Source organism: Paenibacillus shunpengii, from assembly GCF_042684905.1.
Classification (GTDB): Bacteria; Bacillota; Bacilli; order Paenibacillales; family Paenibacillaceae; genus Paenibacillus; species Paenibacillus shunpengii.
Genome location: NZ_JBHUMJ010000002.1, coordinates 892,437 through 916,952 on the forward strand (window position 1 = coordinate 892,437; position 24,516 = coordinate 916,952).

At 44.6% G+C, this 24,516-nt stretch carries 27 protein-coding genes; 21 read left to right on the forward strand and 6 right to left on the reverse strand.

Annotated features, from left to right (window positions below):
- The 5 genes from ACFSVM_RS04210 (at position 1) to ACFSVM_RS04230 (ending at position 4,501) form a co-directional block, all read left to right on the forward strand.
- Positions 1–192, forward strand: coding sequence for a hypothetical protein (locus ACFSVM_RS04210; protein WP_076311787.1), 192 nt, complete (start codon positions 1–3; stop codon positions 190–192).
- A 192-nt stretch (positions 193–384) separates the two neighbouring features.
- Positions 385–933 (forward strand): hypothetical protein, encoded by a 549-nt coding sequence (locus ACFSVM_RS04215; protein WP_047910109.1) that lies wholly within the window; start codon positions 385–387, stop codon positions 931–933.
- A gap of 286 nt (positions 934–1,219) precedes the next feature.
- On the forward strand, positions 1,220–1,813 hold the full coding sequence (locus ACFSVM_RS04220; protein WP_090723508.1) for a Type 1 glutamine amidotransferase-like domain-containing protein: 594 nt from the start codon (positions 1,220–1,222) through the stop codon (positions 1,811–1,813).
- Positions 1,814–2,020: 207 nt separating this feature from the next.
- Positions 2,021–3,319 (forward strand): GntP family permease, encoded by a 1,299-nt coding sequence (locus ACFSVM_RS04225; protein WP_076311785.1) that lies wholly within the window; start codon positions 2,021–2,023, stop codon positions 3,317–3,319.
- Positions 3,320–3,361: 42 nt separating this feature from the next.
- Positions 3,362–4,501 (forward strand): glycerate kinase family protein, encoded by a 1,140-nt coding sequence (locus ACFSVM_RS04230; protein WP_379260633.1) that lies wholly within the window; start codon positions 3,362–3,364, stop codon positions 4,499–4,501.
- A gap of 120 nt (positions 4,502–4,621) precedes the next feature.
- On the opposite strand, the gene ACFSVM_RS04235 is transcribed toward ACFSVM_RS04230, so the two are convergent.
- Positions 4,622–5,656 carry a CdaR family transcriptional regulator gene (locus tag ACFSVM_RS04235; protein ID WP_379260635.1) on the reverse strand — a complete coding sequence of 345 codons (1,035 nt, stop codon included), beginning with the start codon at positions 5,654–5,656 and terminating at the stop codon, positions 4,622–4,624.
- A gap of 227 nt (positions 5,657–5,883) precedes the next feature.
- On the opposite strand from ACFSVM_RS04235, the gene ACFSVM_RS04240 reads away from it, so the two are divergent.
- Genes ACFSVM_RS04240 through ACFSVM_RS04260 form a run of 5 tightly spaced genes read left to right on the forward strand, consistent with a single transcriptional unit; the run spans position 5,884 to position 8,648 of the window.
- The gene (locus ACFSVM_RS04240) at positions 5,884–6,738 is read left to right on the forward strand and encodes a serine hydrolase (protein WP_076311774.1); all 855 of its coding nucleotides are present in this window, start codon (positions 5,884–5,886) and stop codon (positions 6,736–6,738) included.
- Positions 6,739–6,785: 47 nt separating this feature from the next.
- Positions 6,786–7,325 carry an HAD-IIIA family hydrolase gene (locus ACFSVM_RS04245; RefSeq protein ID WP_083655736.1) on the forward strand — a complete coding sequence of 180 codons (540 nt, stop codon included), beginning with the start codon at positions 6,786–6,788 and terminating at the stop codon, positions 7,323–7,325.
- A gap of 36 nt (positions 7,326–7,361) precedes the next feature.
- Entirely contained in the window at positions 7,362–7,880 is a 519-nt protein-coding gene (locus ACFSVM_RS04250; protein WP_256209580.1) for a GNAT family N-acetyltransferase, read from the forward strand.
- Between the two features lie 6 nt (positions 7,881–7,886).
- Positions 7,887–8,456 (forward strand): histidine phosphatase family protein, encoded by a 570-nt coding sequence (locus tag ACFSVM_RS04255; RefSeq protein WP_090723493.1) that lies wholly within the window; start codon positions 7,887–7,889, stop codon positions 8,454–8,456.
- Between the two features lie 15 nt (positions 8,457–8,471).
- Positions 8,472–8,648: a hypothetical protein gene (locus ACFSVM_RS04260; protein WP_177178647.1), complete on the forward strand. Its 177-nt coding sequence runs from the start codon at positions 8,472–8,474 to the stop codon at positions 8,646–8,648.
- 75 nt (positions 8,649–8,723) lie between these two features.
- Here ACFSVM_RS04260 and ACFSVM_RS04265 read toward each other — a convergent pair whose 3' ends face one another.
- Together ACFSVM_RS04265 and ACFSVM_RS04270 are read right to left on the reverse strand one after the other, a co-directional pair.
- Complete coding sequence (locus tag ACFSVM_RS04265; RefSeq protein WP_047910094.1) at positions 8,724–8,948, reverse strand: sulfurtransferase TusA family protein; 225 nt, start codon at positions 8,946–8,948, stop codon at positions 8,724–8,726.
- Positions 8,949–8,960: 12 nt separating this feature from the next.
- Complete coding sequence (locus ACFSVM_RS04270; RefSeq protein ID WP_047910250.1) at positions 8,961–10,022, reverse strand: YeeE/YedE family protein; 1,062 nt, start codon at positions 10,020–10,022, stop codon at positions 8,961–8,963.
- Between the two features lie 256 nt (positions 10,023–10,278).
- On the opposite strand from ACFSVM_RS04270, the gene ACFSVM_RS04275 reads away from it, so the two are divergent.
- From ACFSVM_RS04275 to ACFSVM_RS04320, 10 genes are all read left to right on the forward strand, one after another.
- Positions 10,279–10,776 (forward strand): hypothetical protein, encoded by a 498-nt coding sequence (locus ACFSVM_RS04275; RefSeq protein ID WP_090723490.1) that lies wholly within the window; start codon positions 10,279–10,281, stop codon positions 10,774–10,776.
- Between the two features lie 108 nt (positions 10,777–10,884).
- Positions 10,885–11,223, forward strand: coding sequence for a hypothetical protein (locus ACFSVM_RS04280; protein WP_076311771.1), 339 nt, complete (start codon positions 10,885–10,887; stop codon positions 11,221–11,223).
- Between the two features lie 15 nt (positions 11,224–11,238).
- Positions 11,239–11,706: an SRPBCC family protein gene (locus tag ACFSVM_RS04285; protein WP_090723488.1), complete on the forward strand. Its 468-nt coding sequence runs from the start codon at positions 11,239–11,241 to the stop codon at positions 11,704–11,706.
- Positions 11,707–11,722: 16 nt separating this feature from the next.
- Entirely contained in the window at positions 11,723–12,202 is a 480-nt protein-coding gene (locus ACFSVM_RS04290; RefSeq protein ID WP_047910092.1) for a GNAT family N-acetyltransferase, read from the forward strand.
- 292 nt (positions 12,203–12,494) lie between these two features.
- Positions 12,495–13,772, forward strand: a complete 1,278-nt coding sequence (gene codB / locus ACFSVM_RS04295; protein WP_076311769.1) for a cytosine permease — start codon at positions 12,495–12,497, stop codon at positions 13,770–13,772.
- Positions 13,741–15,009: a cytosine deaminase gene (locus ACFSVM_RS04300; RefSeq protein ID WP_090723486.1), complete on the forward strand. Its 1,269-nt coding sequence runs from the start codon at positions 13,741–13,743 to the stop codon at positions 15,007–15,009. Before codB ends, ACFSVM_RS04300 begins: the two co-directional genes overlap by 32 nt.
- Before the next feature lie 151 nt (positions 15,010–15,160).
- Positions 15,161–15,697: a tubby C-terminal domain-like protein gene (locus ACFSVM_RS04305; protein WP_143042066.1), complete on the forward strand. Its 537-nt coding sequence runs from the start codon at positions 15,161–15,163 to the stop codon at positions 15,695–15,697.
- A gap of 21 nt (positions 15,698–15,718) precedes the next feature.
- Positions 15,719–16,849 (forward strand): DUF4269 domain-containing protein, encoded by a 1,131-nt coding sequence (locus ACFSVM_RS04310; RefSeq protein ID WP_177178646.1) that lies wholly within the window; start codon positions 15,719–15,721, stop codon positions 16,847–16,849.
- 139 nt (positions 16,850–16,988) lie between these two features.
- Positions 16,989–17,177 (forward strand): hypothetical protein, encoded by a 189-nt coding sequence (locus ACFSVM_RS04315; RefSeq protein WP_090723481.1) that lies wholly within the window; start codon positions 16,989–16,991, stop codon positions 17,175–17,177.
- Positions 17,178–17,210: 33 nt separating this feature from the next.
- Entirely contained in the window at positions 17,211–17,972 is a 762-nt protein-coding gene (locus ACFSVM_RS04320) for a hypothetical protein (protein ID WP_090723480.1), read from the forward strand.
- 116 nt (positions 17,973–18,088) lie between these two features.
- Here ACFSVM_RS04320 and pgmB read toward each other — a convergent pair whose 3' ends face one another.
- From pgmB to ACFSVM_RS04335, 3 genes are all read right to left on the reverse strand, one after another.
- Entirely contained in the window at positions 18,089–18,745 is a 657-nt protein-coding gene (gene pgmB, locus ACFSVM_RS04325) for a beta-phosphoglucomutase (protein ID WP_076311764.1), read from the reverse strand.
- A gap of 24 nt (positions 18,746–18,769) precedes the next feature.
- Complete coding sequence (locus tag ACFSVM_RS04330; RefSeq protein WP_090723478.1) at positions 18,770–21,052, reverse strand: glycoside hydrolase family 65 protein; 2,283 nt, start codon at positions 21,050–21,052, stop codon at positions 18,770–18,772.
- Between the two features lie 423 nt (positions 21,053–21,475).
- On the reverse strand, positions 21,476–22,489 hold the full coding sequence (locus ACFSVM_RS04335; RefSeq protein ID WP_090723476.1) for a LacI family DNA-binding transcriptional regulator: 1,014 nt from the start codon (positions 22,487–22,489) through the stop codon (positions 21,476–21,478).
- 360 nt (positions 22,490–22,849) lie between these two features.
- Here ACFSVM_RS04335 and ACFSVM_RS04340 point away from each other — a divergent pair, with 360 nt between their 5' ends.
- Entirely contained in the window at positions 22,850–24,514 is a 1,665-nt protein-coding gene (locus ACFSVM_RS04340; RefSeq protein ID WP_090723474.1) for a PTS transporter subunit IIBC, read from the forward strand.
- Positions 24,515–24,516 lie beyond the last annotated feature (2 nt).

Here is a 24,516-nt window from a genome sequence, read left to right on the forward strand (position 1 = left end):
ATGGTGATTATTCTCATCATTTTGTTTATTACTTTATTGGTTGCGCTATCGAATCGTTCCAGATTAAAAGACATGGAAGCCGATATGGAGGCAATCAAACGGAAGCTTAATATTGCGGATAAAGATACACCGCCCTCGGATGAAGAGATAGAAGCGGAACTGCAAAAAATGCATGAAGAAGATCAGAAATAAACATCTAAATTATAGATTACGAAATTAATGGAAATGATTAAAAAGTTCTAAATATCTCGTTAAATGTGATGGTTTTTTGTCTAATACCTATACAAGCTTCATCTTCAGGCCTAAACATTCGAAGATTAGGTATGAGCTTGTTATAATAGAGGATAATATCACCCAAGCATATAAATGAGGGAGTTATGAACGATGAAACAACAATTACTGACAGAATCATGGAAAACAGCATATAAGATGGCGGCTTCCTTCTTTAAGTCAAATTGGTCTCTTCGTGACTATCCGATTGAAATTATAAATCAAGAAATTCAACCTGAGTCAGACTCCTACTCCAAAAAGTATCCTTGGCAAGCCAGAGTACTTAATTGGTACTGGATGCGAGGGGAAGGAGATACGAAGGAAGAGGCTTGCGCGAATCTGCAACGAAATTTTGAAGCCTATCTAGCTCGCGGTGGAGAACTTCCTAGACCGGGAAGCAAGGCGGGCATCGTATATGCAAGCGTAGACCAGATTAATGAATTGGAGCCGGAAGGCATTATTTTTTTCAAAGAGATCTTTGGCTTGGAATACTACGGCATGTTCATTTCAGATGATGCATCCTTGTTTGATTTTTGTGACTCTAAATTTGCCCTTCTCAAAAAAATCACACGCATTCAAGAGAAGTATGGAATTACGATCAGCGATGTAGAAGGATTACGCATTGTGGGAATTCTCCAGCGCATGAAGGAAGCAGGGGTTTAAATTCCCGTGTAGACCGATTGCCAGCCAGAGCAGGTTAAGTAAGAGTTGCTTCCTAACACACCTTGCAGATCATTCCCCATGGCGGGATCGGACCTTTTTTATAACCTTTCGGTCCTGCCACACATCTTAAGCTTCCCGCTCCATTCCGTTAACATTCACATTAATAACCGTTCTAATATCTAATTAGTCACAGTAACCTCGAACAATGTAATCCTACAAAATTATGCTTTTTCTAGAAGTAGCCACATGAAGACTGCCTATATGACTAGACAGGGGGATTATACTAATGCCGCTATTTCTAACGGCGAGCGGACTGTATTCGAAGCACACAATGGCACAATTTCTAAGTTTGCTTCCCCAGGTGAAGACAGGTTTAACTGCTTGTATTATAACAACGGCGGATGTTCAATATAAAAATAAAAGCAAGCACGCGGTCAGAACAAAAGATTTGTTCTACGCCATTGGTTTTGCGAAGGTCGATTATGTGGATTTGGATACAGACCCTGCAAATTTATTGCTAAATTATGATATTGTACATATTAATGGGGGGAACCCTTTATATCTGCTGGCTCGAGTTAAAGATTCCGGTGCGCATGAAATTCTGGCATTTCTGCTGTCAGAAGGTAAGCTGGTATCTGGGCAAAGTGCAGGGGCTGCGATATTCGGAAGCACTATTCAGCATGCCGATATTCTTCATCCTGAATGGAACGAGACCCTGTTGACCGAATTTAGTGGACTCGGTGTGCTTGAAGCGGCAATTCTGCCTCATAGCAACCGATATCGTACAGCTTCCTATGAGACTGTCGTGAAGAAGGCTATGAAAGAGATTCCGGATCCTATTCTTTTTCTAGGTGACGGAGAATATATCATTCTTCCCTAAGTAGATAATTATCTACTTATAAGGGAATGATCAGAACGGAGCGCAGTGCTCCGTTTTTTAATTGGAAGAAAAATGAAGGTGTTATTGTGCAATTGCACAATAAAAATCGTCCGTTTATCAATATATCTTAACTTCAATTCATCTTATACTGAAAGCGTATTCAACAAGAAAGCGATTTCATAAATAAACATAAGGGGGCATACAAAGATGGACGGATTAACCATCAGTTGGATCGGGGCGCTCGTCGGACTTGCCATTGCGATCATCCTCATCTTGAGAAAGCTAAATCCGGTGTATGCATTATTTCTGGGAGCCATCATTGGGTCATTGATTGGTGGAGCCAATCTGCAAGAAACGATTGATGTGCTTGTTGGTGGAACACAAAGTGTTATGGGTACGGTTCTCCGGGTACTCGCCGCAGGTGTTCTGGCTGGCGTGATGATGGAGTCCGGTGCTGCCGAAACGATCGCGCAGGCGATCGTGAGAAAATTTGGCGGCGGCAAGGCGATTCTCGCACTTGCACTTGCCACAATGATTATTACAGCCGTAGGTGTATTTATTCCAGTCGCAGTACTGATCGTTGCACCCATTGCCTTGTCAGTGGGTAACAAAATGGGCATTTCGAAGATTGCACTCTTGCTTGCGCTCTCAGGCGGGGGTAAAGCAGGGAATATCATTTCTCCTAATCCGAATACGATTGCAGCAGCAAACGGATTTAATTTAGATTTGAGTCAAGTCATGATCGCAGGGTTCATTCCTGCTCTGTTTGGACTAGCTGTAACCGTTATCGTAGCGTCCTTGCTGAAGAACAAAGGGGCAATGGTGTCGGCTGAAGAAGCGGTAAATGATGAAGAAGTGGATGCTTCCAAATATCCACCGCTCAAAACGGCCATTGTGGCACCGCTCGTAGCTGTCATCCTGCTGATGATTAACCCGATCGGTTCCATCTTGGGCATCGATTTGCTTGCCAGCTTTAAAGTAGACGCTATGTTTATCCTGCCGATCGCAGGGATCATCGGGATGCTGGCGATGGGAAAAGCAAACAAAATTCTGGACTACTCCGCATCCGGGCTTAATAAAATGACCGCAACCGTTCTTATCCTGCTGGGTGCAGGTGGTATTGCAGGACTGATCTCGAATTCGGATCTATCCACACAGGTTGTAAGTATTATCGAAGCTTCCGGTATTTCCGGTACCTTCCTTGCACCGATTGCAGGTATTTTGATGGCAGCAGCAACCGCTTCAACTTCAACAGGTGTTATTCTGGCAACCGGATCATTCGGTGAAGCGATCCTGAATATGGGTACAGCACCTCTCGCAGCGGCAGCAATGGTCCACACAGGTGCTACTGTTATTGACTCCCTGCCACAAGGTAACTATTTCCATGTTACTGCAGGAAGTATGAACATGTCGATTAAGCAGCGTATGGGACTTGTGCCATATGAAGCGATTGTCGGTGGAACGATGACGATTGTAGCTACATTGCTCTACGGATTTTTCTTATAAGGTGAAGTGAATATTATTAAATGAATTTATGAGGTGAGAGGGATGAAACAACCAACATTTTTGCTTGCACCCGATTCTTTCAAAGAAAGCATGACGGCAAAGGAAGTCTGTGTAGCAATGGAGGCTGGTTTGCGTAAAGCATTTCCAGAAGCGACTTATATACATGTTCCTATGGCAGACGGTGGGGAAGGAACGGTTCAATCTCTCGTTGATGCAACAGGGGGTAAAATTGTTGAAAAAGAGGTGCTAGGCCCGCTGGGCCAGGCTGTTACTGCCAAATACGGAATCATGGGGGATGGTGTGACCGCTGCGATTGAGATGGCTTCTGCGAGTGGAATTCATCTTGTGACCAAGGAAACAAAGAATCCTCTGATTACAACAACCTATGGAACAGGTGAACTGATTAAGGAATGTCTGGATCAAGGCATCAAGAAGATCATTATTGGTATTGGCGGCAGTGCAACCAATGATGGCGGTGCAGGTATGGCAGAGGCACTTGGTGTGAAGTTTCTGGATACGGAGGGGCACACACTGCCGCGCGGCGGAGGAAGTCTTGGTGAGCTTGCCAAGATCGATATAAGTGAGCTTGATGCCCGCCTTGCAGATGTAGAGATCATCGTGGCTTGTGATGTGACAAATCCACTGTGTGGAGAAACGGGAGCCTCTCATGTCTTTGGACCGCAAAAAGGAGCAACACCTGAAATGGTACTCACACTCGATGCGAATCTTGCGAATTATGCAGCTGTGGTCAAAGAACAGCTCGGCAAAGATATTCGTGATATCCCTGGTGCAGGAGCAGCAGGCGGTCTTGGAGCAGGATTGCTTATCTTTACCCAGGCAACCCTGCAGCGTGGCATCGATATCGTGATTGAGTACACGGGGCTTCGCAGCAAGCTGGCATTGGCGGATTACTGTTTCACCGGAGAAGGCGGTATGGACTTCCAGACCAAATTTGGCAAGACACCATATGGTGTTGCGAAGGCGGCCAAGCTGGAAGGTAAGAAAGTGATTGCACTGGCAGGGTATATCGGCGAAGGTGTTGAGGTGTTGTACGAAGAAGGAATTGACGCAATCTTTGGCATCGTGCCAGGCGCTTCAGACATTGAGAAGCTGTTAGCTGAAGGACCTCAAAATGTGGAGAGAACCTGTGAGAACATTGGTCGGATCTTGAAGCTGGCTTAACATTAAGCCGGAAGTGACAATCAAGAGAAAGTACGATAGGTGAAAATAAATAAAGATAAGCACACACCGTGTAAAAGTGCACGGTGTGTGCTTTTTTTGTAGGCTGGGAGAATGCCTTGTTTACTTATATAGCGAAAGCAATCCATAAGTCAGCTCAAATAGATCAAGCGTATTTCTCGGATCCTTGCCTGTTAAATCGTGTATTCTCTTCAGCCGGTACTGCAGTGTATTCCGGTGAATGCTCAGCTCTGCGGAAGTGTCGGATACACTGCAATTGTTATTGATGTATACTCTCAGGGTATCGAGCAGATCCACGGACTCTTTATCCTCCAACTTGGTGATGAGATGCTCGGAGCCGTTAAGCACTGTCTCGCTTAATTTCACAAGGAACTCGATCTGATCATACAGAATAATTCGTTCGGGGAGATGCAGGGCCCGGGCTGTCCTCATCGCAGACTTGGCCTGATCATAGCTGTCAGCAATATGGATTTCATGACGCGAAACACTGATCTTAAGCAGGGGCTGACTTTGCAGCAGCTGCTTGATTACCTTCTTGATCTCCTTGACATCCTGCATGAGAACGATGCATATATCTTCCTCGATAATAAATGAAGGATATATAAGAAGAATATTGGAAATTTCAGCATTCATCCCAGAATGATGGATGTAGAGAATTGTTGTCGGTAATAACAGGTCAATGTTGTAGGCGAGCGCTTTTTTTTGCAGCTTCTGTGAGTAAATCCCTTGATGATTTAGCAGGACCTCTAGAAATGCCTTCTTACGATTAGCTTCATTTTGCATCGATTCTAGTGCCATCCCTTGCTCTATTAGAAGCACCACGGTTGTTCTTACAATGCTGCAGAAGGGACGTACCTCCTCCGGGCTGCCCGAGATCCCGATAACGCCTACGCGGACTTGATTAATAACGATGGGTTCATTCGTGCCCTTTTTTTCATAACGCTGATCCTCCCATACCTCTACCATTTTTCCGCTCTCAAGCGCTTTAATGGCTCCACGATGCTCTGTGCCAATACGGCTTGGATTCCCGCTGCCTATAATAATGCCTTTATCATTCATAATGTTGATATTGTACGGAATGTCCTTCATCATGCGGTTCACAATATCTTGTGCTAATGCTTCGGATAATTGGTACATTACTTCCCTCTCCAGTGTGTTCATTCTCAGAGTAACGGCTGTCTAAACTATCTATTTAAAAGTATAACTTATTTTGTGCAGATGAACGAAGCTTTATGAGAAGAACATGTAAATAGAGGGGGAAGGGATCTCATCCCTTTTTAAATAAAATATGGAAATAATATCTTCGTCAATGGTAACATGGTGGAAAGCTGCTGTAACTTGATCATGTAAAGGAGCTGCTATTCATGCCGCAATTATCGTCAGAGGAGCTGTATGCAGGTTCGCTTCATCACATCATGAAACCACTTCGTCCGTTAATAGAACAAGCCAATCTAAACGGAGTACGCGTAACAGTCAGTGTGGCTGATCTAAGCGTTACCGCTGGTAACTTAGGGTTCTCGATCGGATCAGAAGAGCGGTACAGATCAGCAAGCACGATCAAACTGGCGATTGCCTGTGCACTGCTGCAAATGGTTGATCGAGGTGAAGTTCGTCTTGAAGATCAGGCTGTCGTGAGGGATAAGGATGTAGTAGGAGGCTCGGGATCGCTTCAGCTGGAAGTTATGCCCCTTAGTATTAACATAGGAAGGCTGGCAAAACTCATGATCGCGCAGTCGGATAATACGGCAACGAATGTCCTGATTGATATGATTGGCTTTGAGCGGGTAAGAGCTATGCTGGAAGGACTTGGGATACACCAGACGCAGCTTGCACGCAAGATGTTTGCACCTGTTCAGTCCCCGGAGCTGGACAATTATGCGGATGCCCGAGAGCTCACATATTTACTCAAGCTTGTATATCAAGGGGAGGTGCTCTCTGAATATTCTCGACGGCTGCTGCTTCTATGGATGTCCAGGCAAGAGGTGAATACGAAATTTGGCGCTGTGCTTGGTGACATGCTGATCGCACACAAGACAGGAGAAGCGAGTAATGTTACACATGATGCAGGTTACTTCTTGATACCAGGTAGAGAGCTTGCCGTGGCAGTGATGACAGAGGTTATGACAACGGAAATATATGAAGAAGCTCAGCGTATCGGCAATCCCGTGATTCAAAGAATAGCCAAGATCATCTATGATCAGCTGCTGAGAGACTATTAAGAATGGAATTACTGAAATAGATTCTGTGATGATGGATCAAGTGAGAGGTGTTTGAACTGGAACTGCAGGCTGTATTTATAGATCGAGATGGAACCATTGGGGGGACGGGGCACTTTATCCATCCGCGCGATTTTGTGTTGTATGACGGAGCGCTTGATGCTATCCATTTGCTAAAGGGAAAGGGAATCAAGGTGTTTGCGTTTACGAACCAGCATCGAATATCGAAGCAGCAAGCAAGTGAAGAAGAGTTCAGAGAGCAGTTTCTATCGTATGGGTTTGATGATGCATTTATCTGTCCGCATGGAAGTACGGAGATTTGTAATTGCAGGAAGCCGAAGCCCGGCATGCTGCATACGGCTGCAGCAGTATATGACCTCGATCTAGCAAAGTGCGCTGTCATTGGTGACGTCGGCGATACGGATATACTAGCAGCACATGCGGTTAGGGCACTGAAAGTGCTTGTCAAGACAGGGTGGGGAATGGGATCACTAACCGACTATCGATCAAGCTGGGCGGAGGTTGTACCGGATTATATAGCGGAGAACCTGCTGGATGCGGTGAATTGGCTGCTATTTCGAAGGCTGTAAAAGGAGAGGTGAGAGAGAGTGGAGGAGGTTTTTCTCGTGGAGCCTTCGTACGAATATCGGGAAGAGTATCTCGATATGATCCTCGAATGGACAGAGGCCGGAGAGCGAATGATTCCTTTTGTGCTGAGATACGATCCTTCTGATTTTGACTGTTTTTTAGCTAAGTTAAGCGAGTTAGAAAATGGGAGCCAACTGGACCATTTAACGGTGAACAGCAGCACTTTTTGGCTTGTAAGATCAGATCGTAAAGTGCTAGGTGCTGTAAATATTCGCCATGAACTGAATGACTTTCTATTAGGGCGTGGCGGACATATTGGGTATGGCATCAGACCAAGTGAGCGAAAAAAAGGATACGCAGCAATGCTCCTTTCACTCGCGCTTGAACAAGCCAAAACACTAGGTATCCGTAATGTACTGGTTACTTGTGATAAAGACAACATCGCTTCGGCTAAGACAATCATTTCGAATGGGGGAGTCCTTGAGTCAGAAGTCATCATCGAGGGAATTCAAATTCAAAGGTACTGGATTGAGAACGAAGGCTGTGAGCAGGAGTGATCGTACATGGAATTGGTATTTATACGACATGCTCAAGGAGAGCATACGTTGAACTGGCCCAACCAGCTGCATATGCAGCATCCTGCTTTAACAGAGAGTGGGAACCAGCAAGCAGAACAATTACGCCATCTGTATCCGCTAGTATCTGGTGATGTGGTCGTAACAAGTCCTGCAAGAAGAACCATAGAAACGGTAAATATATGGAGCAAGGACATCTCGATACAGAAATATGTTACGCCGCTTCTCGGACCAAGAATGTTTCCGCAAAATCCAGCATGGGAGCCCCTTGGCTGCGACAAGATTTATACTTTGGAAGAGATATCTGCTGACTATCCTGATTATACAGTTGTGCCGTCCGAGCAGGAGCTATGGAAGGAAGGAATTAATACACTCTCCAATGAGCAATTTGAATTTCAGGCAGATAAATTTTTAAAGTGGATCAGTAGATTTGAAGGCAATGTATATTGCGTCACCCATGATGGTACCATTAACAGCTACCGGCAATTTCTTGGGGAGTCAGGCCTCACGAGAGGAGATTTCTTAAGGGAGATCGGAGTTTACAAAATAAGCATATAAAGGAAGGTGATGGATATGGCTCTTTACTCGGCATTTAGCTTGTTTGGAATACTCATTTACCTGGTTTCTATTGTTGTCGCCATTTACTTGATTGTGCTGTTTGTCAAGCTGGCCAGACGGGGCATACAAGCTTTGGATATTTATATCGACAAGCATCAAGGTTTTAACAACGATCAGGACCATCTTCAATAATTCAAGGGTTTTGCTCTCAAAAAAAGCGATCCTTATCAGTTAACCTGAAAGGATCGCTTTTCATATAAGCTCAGCTTATTTTTTCTTCACAGTGATAGTCCAAGAAGCATCGTCCAGCTGCTCATAGTTGGTAATGGAGTGTCCATCCTCAGCAGCCCAGCGCGGAATGCTCTCCGTCGCTTGTGTACAATCGAAATCAATGACGAGCTCGTCGCCGCTGTTTATCGTTTTAATTGCTTCTTTTGCTTCGATCAGTGGGAATGGACAAACCATTCCGAGAACTTGTAGTTTCTGTTGCATGTTAAATTCCTCCTAAGCAGTTGCAGTTGTTGAAGCGGCGGCACCTGCGCTCGCTTTTTTGCGTGGACGTATGAATACAAAATAGGATGCAGTCCATGTACCCAGAATCATAAAGACCAGAGAAATCCATCCCTGCCATGTCATCATTGCCGTCATGACGAGACCGTTACCGATGGAGCAGCCTCCAGCCCAGCTTGCGCCAAAGCCCATTAGCAGTCCTCCGCCAAAGCTGGTTACAGCTGTCTTCGCATCCGGAGCGCGGAAACGGAACTCCTTGCTTGCCTTCGCAGCAGCAAAGGAACCAACGAAGATACCGAGCACGAGGAATACGCCCCAGTTGATAAATCCGTCATCGCCAGTTACGAGATACTGCAAAATGTTTGCGGAAGGTGTAGTTACACCCAAGCCAAAGTTTCTGCCTGTAGCTGCGCTGAGCGGCCATGCAAGCAGGGCAATGAGTCCGATCAGAATAGCAGTGACAAATGGATGCCAGCGTTTCTCGAACAGTAGATGGGCAAGACCCTTGCGTTTAGGCTTCAATGTTGGAATGAACACTTTAGGCTTGCGCAAATGTCTTACTACCAAGAATACCGTAATGGCTACCAGTAATACAATAAACGGCCATACGGACAGTCCAAACGTTGCCGGAATAGAGTTTGTGGTCGTAGCGACCTCACTTAAGCTGGAGTTAACCGGAGCCAGTGGACCGGATTTCATAATTGCGGCCATCGCCATGTAACCGAACAGGGCAATCCAGCTGCCAATCAGTCCTTCACCTGCACGATACCAAGTGCCTGTCGCACAGCCGCCAGCCAGAATAATGCCAATACCAAAAATAAATGAACCAAGAATGGTGGCTACCCATGAAAATTCCCCAGCATCATATTGAAGGACACCTGTCTGAATTAATGCGAATACCCCGATGCTTTGTACAGATATTGCGATAAGCAGCGCATAGAACATGCGGTTGTCTTTGGCAATGTACATATCTCTGAATCCGCCTGTCAGACAGAACCGGCCGCGCTGCATAACGAATCCCAGCAAGGCGCCGCACAAAAGTCCTGTAATGACCATTTGTAACAACTTGCTCACTCTCCTTATTTTTCATAGCATTCATTCTAAATACTAGTAAACTACTATGCTTTCTTTGTATTCTGATTCTAACACACAAAAGTACAACGTCAACAGTGTATCTCCAACCATATCATCCATAGATTAGAAGTAAAACCATATATAAGTGTGATATATTTTTTAGGAGATGTGTGATTCCAAGGAGGCATGTGTCTATCTAGCAGCAAATCGAGATATAAGCCAATAAGAGGGTGATGAAGTGATCTATAGGGATATGGTGGTATTTAGCGTAAACGTACTGATCAGTTTAGTGCTAGTGCTTCTTGTTGATTTGTTCACTTTTAAATATGAGCCCGGCGGCTCCACTTCAGGAAATGGTAATCCAGGACTATTAATCTTAGTTCCGGCATTGCTGTACTCCATCGGCTTGTTTATATACAGTTTCTTCTTTATGAAGAAGCTATTCGCTTCTGTTCATGATAAATATGTGGCTACGATGAGGGTTCCCATCCTGCTGATCTGTTTTATTCTTATTTTTAGTTTTATGGCATTTATGGAAATTGAAGATTTAAAAACTCAGCTGGGAGGTTTTGCGGATGACCCGGGATCTGTCATTTATCGGTTTGGTTGGCTGAATCAATATACGAATACTGTTTTTTATAACATTTATGTGCTGTTTGTCGGCATGTTTATAACTTCTTTCATAAGCTGGCTTGTTGTAAGAGGTAATTTGATTAAGCAGTCCAAGGACTCATGAATATGTATTCAAATTTCAGGATGACTAAAACAAATCGTTAACGAATGACGTCTAATAGGTATGAATTACTTATGCCTATTCGTTCTAGGCGGAGGAGAGAGTCTCTGAATGAAAGCTTATAGCAGGATTGCGGTTTTATTGTTATATAATTTCTTGCTCACATTACTTACTTATTATTGGCTCCGCTTACTTAGTTGGCTGATTGAAGGATATGTGCCGCCACTGCTGGTTATTGCTTCCTTACTCCTTATGCTGTTCGCGTGGATACCAGCCAATCTATTGCTCATCAGAAAGTTGAAGCTTCGTTTATCCCATGCACTTTTATGGATCGGATTCGTTATCCTCATTCTGCTGTATGAACCGATGATGATGCCTCAGTACAAACAGTCGGTTAATCATCATGCGATGCTTCAATCCTTTGATATCCTGTTATATTTCAAGAAATAAGGAGCTGAACCCAGCATGGTTACTTTGGACACGAGTATCATCATCCGGGCTCCAATAGAGCAATGCTTTGATGCCGCCAGAAATATCCGTCTTCATCCCGTAACGGTATGGAAGCATACCAAAGAAAAGGCTGTGGCAGGCGTTACAGACGGTTTCATTGAATGTGGTCAAACGGTAACCTTTGAGGCCACTCATTTTGGTGTCAGACAAAAATTGACTTCCGAAGTGACAGCCTACAAGCGCCCGATCTATTTTACGGACGAGATGCAATCGGGGGCATTTCGGAGCATGACCCATCAGCATTTTTTCTCATCTATAGACCACGAGTATACCCAAATGAAGGATGTATTAATATTTGAAGCTCATTTTGGAGTATTAGGGAAAATGGCGGAACGCTGGGTACTTGAGTCGTATATGAAGCGATTCTTGGAGCATCGGAATAAACGGCTAAAGGAGTGGCTGGAGAAAGAGGATGCTTATTAAATAGGAGGCATGATATATGATCAGGCTGTGTAGTTCTGTTGAAATGCAGGAAATCTATGAGATTGTTAATGATGCTTCGCGTGCTTATAAAGGAATCATACCCGAGGATTGCTATCACGAGCCTTATATGCCACTGGACGAGCTGCAGAGCGAGATCGAGAGCGGAGTTGTGTTTTGGGGATATGAGCTTGAAGGCAATCTGATTGGTGTCATGGGGATACAAGACCGGGGGGATGTTAGTTTGATCCGGCACGCATACGTCAAGACGAATTCTCGCCAAAAAGGTATCGGTTCCATGCTGCTGACCCACCTGCTTGCGCTTACGAATAAGCCTGTTCTAATAGGCACATGGGCAGATGCTTCATGGGCGATCCGCTTCTACAACAAACACGGGTTTAATAGGGTTTCTCAAGAGGATAAGATGAGATTGCTCAAGACTTATTGGACTGTACCTGACAGGCAAATTGAGACGTCCGTAGTATTGTCCAATGAATAAATGACACCTGTTTTTTGGCACTTGGATAATAATTACATTGACATAGGGTTGATTTTCTAAAATAATAGAACGTAATTAAATACTGGTACCTTTAAATCAGTCCAGAGAGGCTGGCAAGGACAGCGGATTTTCGTAATCGGCGTGAAGCAGGGCATAGTCTATTTAGAGATGCTCTCTATATTCGCGCGGCTTATGATGTACAAATGAGGCTAATTGTCAGTTTAACGACGGCGATTAGCCTCTTTTTTCTGCTCTTTTTGGTATCAGGAAACTTTTATTTGGGGGTATTCTGATGAGTAAGAACGATCAAGAGTTTTCGTTGCAGGCGGTACCGAAAACGCAGAGAAATCAATTTTTGAAGACACTATCTGTTATGCTGGGTTTCACATTCTTCTCTGCCAGTATGCTGGCGGGCGGAGAGCTGGGCATTGGCCTGAGCTTCACTGAGTTTATGCTGATCGTGCTGGCGGGGAACTTGGTGCTCGGTATTTACACGGGCGCACTCGCACATATCGCCGCCAAGACGGGGCTCTCAACCCACTTGCTGGCTAAATATTCTTTTGGTGAAAAAGGCTCCTATCTGCCTTCCTTCCTGCTTGGCTTTACACAGGTCGGCTGGTTCGGCGTAGGTGTAGCGATGTTTGCAGTTCCGGTCGCTAAGGCGATGAACTGGGATGTGAATTTACTCATCTTCATCTTCGGTCTGGCGATGACAGCTTCTGCAATCTTTGGTATGAAATCGTTGGTAATCCTTGGATATATCGCGGTTCCAGCGATCGCTATATTGGGTAGTTACTCGATGCTTAAGGGTGTCGATACACTTGGCGGCATGCAAGGCTTGCTTGATTACACACCAACACAAACCTTGTCTGTGGCTGCGGCCATGACGATCTGTATCGGGTCCTTTATTAGCGGAGGGACGCTTACACCCGACTTCACCCGCTTCGCCAAATCATCCAAGCAAGCCGTTATTGCAACCGTCATCGCCTTTTTCCTGGGCAACTCGTTAATGTTCCTGTTCGGTGCGGTTGGCGCCATGGCCTATAACTTGGCCGATATTTCCGAAGTCATGTTCCTGCAAGGGCTGCTCATTCCAGCGATTATCGTACTTGGCTTAAATATCTGGACGACCAATGACAATGCTTTGTATGCATCAGGATTAGGTTTTGCGAACATTACGAAGATTTCCAAGAAGTTCTTTGTTATTATAAATGGTATTGTCGGCACGGTGTTTGCGATGTGGATGTACAACAATTTTGTCGGCTTTCTGAATGTGCTGGGTGCTGCGGTACCATCCATCGGTGCAATCATTATCGCTGACTACTTTTTCGTCAAACGCAGAACATACAAGGAATATGCCAGCATGAGCTTTAAAAAGGTAAACTGGTTAGCAATGCTCGCTTGGGCGATCGGGGTTGCTTTTGCACAGCTCGCTCCAGGCATTACGCCGCTTAATGCGTTATTGGGCACAGCCGTCGTATACATCGTACTCATGTCCGTATTCTCAACAAAAGTATCTAATGAAAAGGTGATGACAAATGATCATACAGAACGCGAAATTGCGGGGTAAAGAGGGCCTGTGGAATATCCTCGTGACAGATGGAAAGTTCGAACAAATTACACAGGAATCCATAACAAGCACGAACGATGAGGTACTCGACGTCAACGGTTCCCTTCTACTGCCTCCATTTATTGAGCCGCATATTCACCTTGACACAACCTTGACAGCAGGTGAGCCGGAGTGGAACCTGAGCGGTACGCTCTTTGAAGGAATTCAGCGCTGGTCGGAGCGCAAGGCTTCTTTGACGCATGAGGATGTGAAGACACGCTCCAAGACTGCACTCAAATGGCAGATTGCTCAAGGCATTCAGCATGTTCGTACGCATGTCGATGTAACGGATCCAAGCCTGACTGCAGTCAAAGCGATGCTCGAAGTGAAGGAAGAGATGGCGCCTTATGTAGATATCCAGCTGGTGGCTTTCCCTCAGGAAGGCATTCTCTCGTATCCGAATGGGACCGAGCTGATGGAAGAGGCACTGAAGATGGGCGTTGATGTGGTTGGCGGCATTCCACACTTCGAATTTACGAGAGAATACGGTGTAGAGTCGATGAAGATTGCGTTTGATCTTGCCGAGAAATATGACCGGCTCGTAGATATCCACTGTGATGAGATCGATGATGAGCAGTCCCGGTTCGTAGAGGTTGTGGCGAAGGAAGCCTATGAGCGCGGATACGGTGCACGCACAACTGCGAGCCATACGACAGCAATGGGCTCCTACAATGATGCTTATACTTATAAGCTGTTCAGATTGTTAAAAATGGCCGGACTGAACTTTGTGTCCAATCCACTCGTGAACATCCACCTTCAAGGACGTTTTGATACGTATCCGAAGAGAAGAGGACTGACTCGTGTGAAGGAGCTTCAGGAGGCAGGTCTCAATATCTGCTTCGGGCATGATGATATTTTTGATCCATGGTACCCGCTTGGAACAGGCAATATGCTGCAAGTGCTGCATATGGGAATTCATGCATCACAGCTTCTTGGCTACGATCAGATCGTCAATTCGATTGACCTTATTACTAGTAATAGTGCAAAAACACTGCACATTGAAGATAAATATGGTATCGAAGCCGGCAAACCGGCGAGCTTTATTGTACTCTCCGCGGAGAATGAATATGAGGCTGTACGCAAACAGGCTGCTGTTCTGTATTCCTTCAAAGAAGGCCGTAAAATTGCAGAAACAAAGCCCGAGCAGGCATCCATTATTCTTGGAGATGGTGCTGAGCAAGTCAGCTTTAACAAGTAATCGAATCGTAAACATTAACCTGTCTGAAAACCTGTATGGAGCGCTCCGTGCAGGTTTTTTTGATTTGTAGATCGGGCTGCGCAACATTATACTTCTAATGGAGTACATAAGATGTATGTGTGATATTCATCTCAAAAAGGGAGCGGAGTCAATGGAGAGGAAGTACTCTTATAAAATCCCATTTATGACACATTCTAAGGCCCCATCTATACTGCAAAACGAGGTCAATCAAGACTTGGGCTCGTTAAGGCGTGTATATCGTAATAAAGGATTGGATGCTGCGAACTGGTTTATAAATAGTCTTGAGATTAGTGTTGACGGAGAAGATCTTCAAACAGGTTTCCGCGTATCCATCCAGGATAAGATGATTTGGTTAGGACGTAATAAGTGGAGTATATGTTATATTGGTCCTGATGGTGATGAAGAGAATATTCTACAAGATCGCACCAAAATCAAATTATCTCCTAGATTTATTTTTACATACAAGAACGAGGAATTTACTTATACCAAAGAATTATTAGACAAAACAAGTTTTGTTCATAATTCAGGAAAAATGCTGGTGGCAGAGATAGAGAGTGGTGGATCAAATCATCCGATGCTCACCAGACAAATTAAAATACACAACGATGAATTGCCCCCTATGCTGCTGGCCTGTGTAGATCGTGTAGTCCGGTTGCTGTACAGATAAATGGAAGGAGTTAAACCACCAATGCAAAACAAACATTTATATAAAGACATACGTTATTTAATAGAAGGGAATGAAGTGCAACAGGAAGTATATCGAGTCCTAACACAGTTCAAAGTCATGGATAAATTGGAAGTTTATGATCCCATTCTTACAGGAACTGTTCCCATTGCAGTTGACATAGAGGGAAGCGATCTGGATATCATTTGCGAGGTACATGATTTCTCCGAATTTAATCAGCGGCTCACAGACCAATTTGGAGGATACGAAGGCTTTAAAATATCCGAGAAAATCGTAGACGGCATCAAACGAATGAAGGCCAGTTTTAGATTAGAGGGTTGGGGTATTGAGGTATTTGGTCAGCCGATTCCTACTTCTGAACAAAATGCTTATCGGCATATGCTCATTGAAGACCGGTTTCTCAGACTGGCAGGAGATGATTTTGCGAATCAAGTGATATCCCTTAAGAGACAGGGTATGAAGACAGAGGCAGCCTTTGCCTTTTTGTTATATCTGAGCGGAGATCCGTATGAATCTTTGTTTGAGCTTGATAATTGGTCTGATGAAGAAATTAGACTGACAGGTGAGAGTTATTCAAATATCATCTGCCGAATCAGTGATTTTGTAAAAAATCGTGTATATTCTTATAAACCGTCAAAGGATCATATCGATCCTATTTTTGGTCCAAATGCCGAATACAGTTATCAGCGTTATATAGACGACCATACCATATTCGTGTCCCAAGGATGGAATGAGAATGTAGCTCATCTGACGATCCATGGCAAAGACGAGTTTACCTTCAAATGCACCTTGCTTGATGTGAAAAAAGAAAACCCTTCGCTCATTTCTGCCTTGGAAGCAAGCGTTGTCGGGGATGATGATGAGGATTATGAATACTTCGATGCTGATCCTTCATTTCTAGCTGTTGAAGTTCGAGATGTGGAATGGAAGTGCCATCTTCCCGAAGAATCTAGGGAGCTGGGAGAGAAATTTTACACTTTTGTCAACTCCTTTCTAAATCATCATTTTTACAATCGTTCATCTGATATCAAAGAAGTGGAACCTGTGAAGGAATATATCGAGAAGGATCTTTGGTATTTGTTGAAGTTTCCATTTGAAGGGAAGACCTATATCCGAACTAGACAGCTATGGTAAGTCGCATAATAGGCTGGCACTTACGAATGAGATTTTGCTCCCCCAGTATTCGAACTATGACAATCCAATGCCTCCGTTGAAATGACTCAAAATGATTTGAAGAAGAGTGTCCTATTATTAAGATAGGAGGAAGCCGTTAATGACAGTGCTGTTATCCCTTAGCTTCTACCTGATACCGGTTCTCGGGATCTTCTTTGTTATTACCTTGCTCGAGGCAATGAAGAAAATTGTAATGAACCAGTCCTACAAATGGGAAGGAACTTGCTGTGCGTTATGTTTTGGATTGATTGTATGGACAATAGCTGCACAGATTCATAATTTATTCTAATTAAACTCGTTTAATCCAGGAGGGTATATGAAGATGAAGGCACCAACTCAAATTCTTCAAGTCTGGCATAAATTCGATTCTTTCCCCATGGAAACGCTGACCAAGGCATGGTATTATGATCAGTCCTCTGTCCGTCAGCGCAGTGTAGAAGAGATGAAGGAGCATCGCGAGAGATTCGGCACCTCGGGAAATTGCTTTGATCTGGCGATCTGGCTCATTGAGGAGTTCAAGCAGGCCGGGATTGAAGCTTATGCCATAGGAGAAGGCCTCGGTACAGAGGAGGCACATGCAGCTGTGTGTGCGCTTGACGAGCAGGGGCGTAAATATTTTTGCGACTTGGGGGATCAATGGATTGAGCCGATTCTCATGGACTTCACGGCGGATGAATACGGTGGAGAGGTGCTCAGCGGATATATTACAGGGGGCAAAATAAAGCTTGATCATCACGGAAGCAGTCACTTATCCTTCACTTGGGTTAGGCCGAATGGCAAGACGAGCAGTCAGGTTTTTGATCTTACACCGGTTGATCTTCAGGATTTGATCGCTGCAGGAGAGCATTCGCAGTCCTTGCTGCATAATGCACTTGTAGAGATGAGAGTTCCGATGGAGAATGAAATTGTCCACTGGGAGTATGAAGGAGGAAGAAGCTTTATAAGCAACAATCGGGAACTCATCACCGAATCTCCCCTTGATCAGATAGAGGATTGGGCCGAGCGAATATATAAAATGACGGGGATTCAGCCAGATGTGTCTGTAAACGCGCTTAAGAAGTATAAACAAATTGCAAAAAGCTGAAGCACAGCCAATGTACCCTTGAATGATCAAAAAAGAGCCGCTCCCCTAATGAGTGTTTCCTGTCGAGTAAACAGGGTGCAATTCATTAAGGAAGCGGCTCTTATTTTATTTCCATATTAAGCTCTATTTGCATGACTAGACTTCAGTAAGTCCAGAGTTAGCTCTGAGGTCGAAGCTACAATAAGATCGGCTTTTTGCATTTGAGCAGGTGTACCGACACCCACGGCATACATGCCAGCGGATCGAATAGATTCGATGCCTGCTTCAGCATCTTCTACGCCCACACAATCCGAAGGGAGGACGCCCAGCTTGGCTGCGCCAGTCAAGAAGATTTCTGGGTCAGGCTTGCCATTCTTAATTTGTGTTACGTCAACGACATGATCGAAGTAAGGCGTCACTTCAAGCCGGTCCAGAATAAATGGAGCGTTCTTGCTCGCAGAGGCCAGCGCGATAAGGATGCCGGCTTCCTTTAATTCCTTGAGCAGGCTCTCAATGCCGGGCAGAAGATCTGCCGGTGTTACCTTCTTGATCATTTCTTTGTACAGCTCATTCTTCTGATCGGCAAGCTGATACTTCTGTTCATCTGTATACTGAGCATTTCCAAGTGCAAGGATCAGCTCAAGAGACTCCATTCGGCTTACGCCTTTGAGTTTCTCGTTATATTCTTTATCGAAAGGAAGGCCGAGCTCATCCGCAAGACTCTTCCAGGCAAGGTAGTGGTACTCTGCCGTATCGGTGATCACGCCATCAAGATCAAAAATAACTGCTTTCATGTTACAATTCACCCGTTTCTTCGCTTAAGATGCGATTGTTGTTACTAATGCAGATTCATTCGTAATCTCAACTTGCTCTCCATACAATTCCATCGTGAGTGGTTCACCGGATACCAGTGTAATCTTCACTTCATCTTGTTCTACACTAATATTCAGCAGACGATCACGGTAGTTAATATGGAACTTGTATTTCGTCCAGCCTTTTGGAAGGAACGGAGAGAAGCTGAGTGTTTCATTATAAGTGCGCATCCCGGCAAATCCTTGAACGATTGCAAGCCAGCTTCCTGTCATCGAAGTAATATGCAGACCGTCCTCTGTATCATTATTGTAGTTATCCAGGTCTAGACGCGCGGTGCGTTTGTACATCTCTACTGCTTTTTCTTCCATCTTCAGCTCGGCAGCAAGCACGGCATGGATGGAAGGGGACAGAGATGATTCGTGTACTGTCATCGGCTCATAGAAGCTAAAGTTCTGTTCTTTTTCTTCTAATGTGAACTGATCTCCGAAGAAATAAATTCCTTGAAGTACATCTGCCTGCTTAATGAAAGGTGAACGCAGAATTTTATCCCAAGACCATTTCTGGTTCAATGGCAAATCTTCCTTCGCAAGCGAGGATACCGGACGGAGGTCCTTATCCAGGAAAGTATCATGCTGTACAAATACACCCAGCTCTTCGTCATACGGGAAGTACATATGCTCTACGATATCTGACCATTTCGCCAGTTCGCTCTCCGTTAATCCAAGCTCTTGTGATCTTGCTTCGGATACTTTAGACAAGCTGTCCATTGTATATTTCAGTACCCAAGCTGCCATCTTGTTCGTGTACCAGTTGTTGTTAACATTGTTCTCATATTCATTTGGTCCGGTTACGCCATGGATCATATACTTGCCGGCACGCTTGGAGTAATGAACGCGATCTGCCCAGAAGCGGCTGATTTCAACAAGTACTTCGATACCTTCATTCACCAGATAGCTGGTGTCTCCGGTATAGTTTGTATAATTATAGATTGCATAAGCAATAGCACCGTTACGATGAATTTCTTCAAACGTAATCTCCCACTCGTTATGACACTCTACCCCTGTGAAGGTTACCATTGGATACAGCGCGCCTTTCAGTCCTTGCTGACGTGCATTGTGATGTGCACCTGCCAGCTGGTTGTGGCGATAACGCAGCAGGTTCTCGGTTACGCGCTTGTCAGCAAGCGCCAAGTACATAGGTACGGCATAAGCTTCGGTATCCCAGTACGTTGCACCACCGTATTTCTCCCCTGTGAAGCCTTTAGGACCGATATTCAGACGCTCATCATGACCATAGTAAGTCGAGAAGAGCTGGAAGATGTTGAAGCGAATTCCTTGCTGAGCCTCAATATCGCCAGAGATTTCGATATCCGCCTTGTCCCAGCGCTCAGCCCAAGCATTGACATGCTCCTCTTTGAGCAGGTTATAGCCCTTATTCATCGCTTCCATCATCATGCTCTCTGCAGTAGGGATCAGCTGCTCTGTATTCATATCACGTGAAGTCGTGACAATGACAAATTTCTGAATCGCTGCTGCTGCCTTTGGAGCAACGTCATAGACATAATGAACTGCGGCGAAGAGGGCAGCTTCTTCTATCTTTTTGGAAGTTACGTTATCTGTGACTATACCCATGGTTGAATTGACGGTGAAGCGTTCTACACCAAATGGATTTTCTTTTGTTGTTGCTGCAAGGCTGACATAGGGCTCGCCGACTTTGCGATCCGCTTCAACCCAGAACGATTCCTCGTAGTTCGAGTCTTCATTCTTTGTATCTGCATCCAGATAAGGGATCAGCTCCACATTCATGTTTTGATCCGTCAGATTGGTGACACGATAATCAATCAGACACAGCTCCAGCTTCGATATGCTGAGGAAGCGCTCGGTTTCAATTCGAACCTGTCCATTTACCGTAAATGAGCGACGAAGAATACCTTCCTTCATGTCGAGCTCTTGATAGAAATCAGTTACTGTATCTGTATACAGATCGACTTCAGCACCGTTGATAAGAACACGGATCCCGATAAAATTCATGGCATTGATTACTTTGCCGAAATAGTGCGGATAGCCATTTTTCCACCAGCCGACCTTCGTCTTATCCGGGAACCATACACCGGAAATGTAAGTACCTTGATGATGATCACCGGAATACTTTTCTTCAAAATTACCACGCATTCCCATATAGCCATTACCGATGGAAGTCATGCTCTCCTGCAAGCGCAGGTCCTCTTTGTGAAGCTCCGTTGTGGAGATCTTCCAGGCATCAATATCAAAAATTCGTTTATATGACATTTGAATCCTCCTTGGGCAGCGTATAAGCACGCTATACCTATTTGGTTGGTTTAGAAATAATAAGATGAAACTTGAATCAATTTCATAAATCATAAAAAAGGTGAATTTGAAACTATATAGATAAACAAAATCGTTTTGATCTATATATACTCTTGATTGAAGCAGCCAAAGGCATTATGAAATTGATTCACTTAAGTGGTAATTATAAACTTGGCGCTTCTCTGTCAGCATATGTCGTAAGTCTTCATTTTACTTCAGAGTTCGTAAGCTTATACCCAAAATGTAAGTGTTATCATTTGATTGCGATTACAGTATATAGTGCAACCGGTTGCCCTGTCAATTAAAAAAACAGCCTGTATGAAAAAAAGCTGTCTGCATGAATGAATGCAAACAGCTTGCTCATGGTGTTTCAGCTTAGGATAGCTATTCATTTATTCTTGTACATGATGCACGCTCCACAATTCGGTGCGGCACGATAATATGCTTGGTCATTTCTTTCGGATCCTGAATCTTCTCGATGAGGCTCTTGGCGGCCTGGTAACCCAGCTTGAATATATCGATATCTACAGACGTGAGAGGCGGATTCATCATATCGGCAAGAGTTAGGTTATTGAAGCTGATCAGGGAGCATTGCTCCGGAAGACGTACCCCGATTTGCTGAAGCGTCCTTTGCAATGGCAGCGCGATAATATCGTCACCGACAATCATGGCCGTAGGTGGCGTATCCAATTGGAACAGAGAGGCAATATCGTCATTGGTGAACGATGTCCCGATCAAGTAACGGGAATCCCACTCCAGATTCAGTTCGCCAAGTGCGGCTTGATATCCGCGAACCCGTTCCTTGTGCACAGTCCTTGCTGTATCCGCTCCAACATAAGCTATCCGGCGATGGCCAAGCTCATAGAGGAATGTAACAACATCTTTCCCTGCTTGGAAATTGTCATTATCTACATGGGTTGTTTCGCTGACGTATTGCTGAGGCTTACCAATAACCGTGTAGGGGATTTTTTCGTGATGAAAAAAATCAACAACCGGGTCTTCGGGCTTGGAGTACAGGACGATAAAACCGTCCACCCGGTTAGCCCTCGTCATCATTCTTACACGAGACAAGAGCTCTGTATCATCTCTGCCGGTCACAATGGCCATTGTAAAGTTTTTTTCATTCGATAGTTCACTGATGCCCCGAATGCTCTCAAGAAAAAACGGATTTTGGAATATAGATACATCCGCTTCAGGCATAATAATGCCTAGGGACTGCGTCATCCGGTTGGCCAAGCTTTGCGCCGAATAATTGGGTTCATATCCAAGCGCTTTCATCTCTTTGCGAACCCGTGCCTTGGTAGCCTCACTAATCTTGGGGCTGTCCTGAATGACCCGGGATACGGTGGAAGTAGCAACATTGGCTCGTTTAGCAATATCTTTAATTGTTACTGCCATCGCTGAATCTCCTTTTAATTTGCGTTATTCTGATGTATTTATCATACACACACCTAGACATATAAAACAATGCAGGAGGAATAAAAAAATTGGCAAGTTAAAAAAATGGGTTGCAAAATGAAAGCGAATGATTTTATAATAGCACTGCAACCGATTGCACTAAAGTTGCACGATCTTGCAATAACTCCTTTTCAAAAGCCATGGCACATTTTTAAGGAAGATGTAATCGCTTTTTTATCAATCACTGTGTCACCGGCTTTATAAACATAGGATTTTGTAAGGGATTTCTGAATGCGATATCAACAAAGAACAAGGCGTTCAGACCATGCTGCACAATAAAAAACACAAGAGGTAACGCATATGAAAAAACTTCTGTCTTTTGAGTTTTGGCAAAAATTCGGTAAAGCCTTGCTAGTCGTCGTTGCCGTTATGCCGGCTGCAGGGATCATGATTTCGCTTGGCAAAGTGATCGCGATGTTTGCGGAAAATATCGCATTCCTTGTCACTGTCGGTGGTGTCATGGAGAACCTCGGCTGGGGGATTATTAACAACCTTCATATCTTGTTCGCTGTCGCGATCGGTGGATCGTGGGCTAAAGAAAGAGCAGGAGGGGCGTTTGCGGCACTTATCGCCTTCATTCTGATCAATATTACAACCGGTACCATACTTGGCGTATCCAATGATATGCTGAGCCAGGAAGGTGCAACCACTACGACGCTGTTTGGTCAAATGATTACGGTAGATGGTTACTTCACCTCTGTACTTGGTGCTCCTGCACTGAATATGGGTGTATTCGTCGGTATAATTTCTGGTTTCCTTGGAGCCGTTGTGTTCAATAAATATTATAACTATCGTAAGCTTCCAGAAGCGCTGGCCTTCTTTAACGGTAAACGGTTCGTTCCGTTTGTTGTCATTCTATGGTCCGTTATTGTTGCGGTAGTGATGGCAGCATTTTGGCCGTTTATTCAAACCGGAATTAACAGCTTCGGTAAATGGTTAGCGACTTCAGGTGAGTCTGCTCCATTCATTGCCCCATTCCTGTACGGAACGCTGGAGCGTGTGCTGCTGCCATTCGGGCTTCACCACATGCTGACGATTCCAATCAACTATACAGAGCTTGGCGGAATTTACACGGTACTCACTGGCGGCAATGCCGGCGGTACGGTTGCTGGACAAGATCCACTATGGCTCGCTTGGGCAAGTGACCTTGCCAATCTGCATGGATCGGATCCAATGGCGTATCAGCAGCTTATGGACACCGTAACACCAGCACGCTTCAAAGTAGGACAAATGATTGCAGGCGCTGGTATTCTGATGGGTATTGCACTTGCAATGTATCGCAGAGTGGATAAGGACAAGCGTTCCAAATACAAATCCATGTTCTTGTCTGCCGGTCTTGCGGTATTCCTGACCGGAGTTACAGAGCCGCTTGAGTTTATGTTTATGTTTGCTGCACCTGTACTTTACGGTGTATATGCGGTCATCACTGGCCTTGCCTTTGGTATGGCTGATATTATTGACCTGAGACTTCATTCGTTTGGTATGATCGAGCTGCTGACTAGAATTCCGCTGTCGATCAATGCAGGCCTTGTTGCCGATATTATTAACTTTGTCATTACAACGGTTGTATTCTTTGCAGGTTCTTACTTTATCGCTTACTTCATGATTGGGAAATTTAAGATGGCTACACCAGGACGGCTTGGGAATTATACGGATGAAGAGTCCGATAAAACAGCTGCTACTGCAGAAGCTGCGGGAGAGAACATTCCTGCTGCTGCAACCGCTGGAGATGATCTCCCTGCTCAAATCATTGCCACGCTCGGCGGCCCATCTAACATTGTCGATGTGGATGCCTGCATGACTCGTTTGCGAATTACAGTTAATGATGTGAATGCAGTGGGTAATGAAGAGGAATGGAAGAAGCTCGGGGCTCTTGGATTGATCAAGAAGGATAACGGAATTCAAGCGATCTATGGTCCAAAAGCCGACGTTCTGAAGTCCGACATTCAAGACAGACTAGGGTGATT

Bases quoted from the DNA above. Each gene is read 5' to 3' on its own strand.
- ACFSVM_RS04240 (WP_076311774.1), top strand. From the start codon at position 5,884: ATGCCGCAATTATCGTCAGAGGAGCTGTATGCAGGTTCGCTTCATCAC.
- ACFSVM_RS04305 (WP_143042066.1), top strand. From the start codon at position 15,161: ATGGAGAGGAAGTACTCTTATAAAATCCCATTTATGACACATTCTAAG.
- ACFSVM_RS04225 (WP_076311785.1), top strand. From the start codon at position 2,021: ATGGACGGATTAACCATCAGTTGGATCGGGGCGCTCGTCGGACTTGCC.
- ACFSVM_RS04265 (WP_047910094.1), bottom strand. From the start codon at position 8,948: ATGCAACAGAAACTACAAGTTCTCGGAATGGTTTGTCCATTCCCACTG.
- ACFSVM_RS04315 (WP_090723481.1), top strand. From the start codon at position 16,989: ATGACAGTGCTGTTATCCCTTAGCTTCTACCTGATACCGGTTCTCGGG.
- ACFSVM_RS04300 (WP_090723486.1), top strand. From the start codon at position 13,741: ATGATCATACAGAACGCGAAATTGCGGGGTAAAGAGGGCCTGTGGAAT.
- ACFSVM_RS04230 (WP_379260633.1), top strand. From the start codon at position 3,362: ATGAAACAACCAACATTTTTGCTTGCACCCGATTCTTTCAAAGAAAGC.
- ACFSVM_RS04255 (WP_090723493.1), top strand. From the start codon at position 7,887: ATGGAATTGGTATTTATACGACATGCTCAAGGAGAGCATACGTTGAAC.
- ACFSVM_RS04210 (WP_076311787.1), top strand. From the start codon at position 1: ATGGTGATTATTCTCATCATTTTGTTTATTACTTTATTGGTTGCGCTA.
- ACFSVM_RS04290 (WP_047910092.1), top strand. From the start codon at position 11,723: ATGATCAGGCTGTGTAGTTCTGTTGAAATGCAGGAAATCTATGAGATT.
- ACFSVM_RS04235 (WP_379260635.1), bottom strand. From the start codon at position 5,656: ATGTACCAATTATCCGAAGCATTAGCACAAGATATTGTGAACCGCATG.
- ACFSVM_RS04215 (WP_047910109.1), top strand. From the start codon at position 385: ATGAAACAACAATTACTGACAGAATCATGGAAAACAGCATATAAGATG.
- ACFSVM_RS04330 (WP_090723478.1), bottom strand. From the start codon at position 21,052: ATGTCATATAAACGAATTTTTGATATTGATGCCTGGAAGATCTCCACA.
- ACFSVM_RS04220 (WP_090723508.1), top strand. From the start codon at position 1,220: ATGCCGCTATTTCTAACGGCGAGCGGACTGTATTCGAAGCACACAATG.
- ACFSVM_RS04280 (WP_076311771.1), top strand. From the start codon at position 10,885: ATGAAAGCTTATAGCAGGATTGCGGTTTTATTGTTATATAATTTCTTG.
- ACFSVM_RS04270 (WP_047910250.1), bottom strand. From the start codon at position 10,022: ATGGTCATTACAGGACTTTTGTGCGGCGCCTTGCTGGGATTCGTTATG.
- ACFSVM_RS04335 (WP_090723476.1), bottom strand. From the start codon at position 22,489: ATGGCAGTAACAATTAAAGATATTGCTAAACGAGCCAATGTTGCTACT.
- codB (WP_076311769.1), top strand. From the start codon at position 12,495: ATGAGTAAGAACGATCAAGAGTTTTCGTTGCAGGCGGTACCGAAAACG.
- ACFSVM_RS04260 (WP_177178647.1), top strand. From the start codon at position 8,472: ATGGCTCTTTACTCGGCATTTAGCTTGTTTGGAATACTCATTTACCTG.
- ACFSVM_RS04310 (WP_177178646.1), top strand. From the start codon at position 15,719: ATGCAAAACAAACATTTATATAAAGACATACGTTATTTAATAGAAGGG.
- ACFSVM_RS04340 (WP_090723474.1), top strand. From the start codon at position 22,850: ATGAAAAAACTTCTGTCTTTTGAGTTTTGGCAAAAATTCGGTAAAGCC.
- ACFSVM_RS04320 (WP_090723480.1), top strand. From the start codon at position 17,211: ATGAAGGCACCAACTCAAATTCTTCAAGTCTGGCATAAATTCGATTCT.
- ACFSVM_RS04285 (WP_090723488.1), top strand. From the start codon at position 11,239: ATGGTTACTTTGGACACGAGTATCATCATCCGGGCTCCAATAGAGCAA.
- pgmB (WP_076311764.1), bottom strand. From the start codon at position 18,745: ATGAAAGCAGTTATTTTTGATCTTGATGGCGTGATCACCGATACGGCA.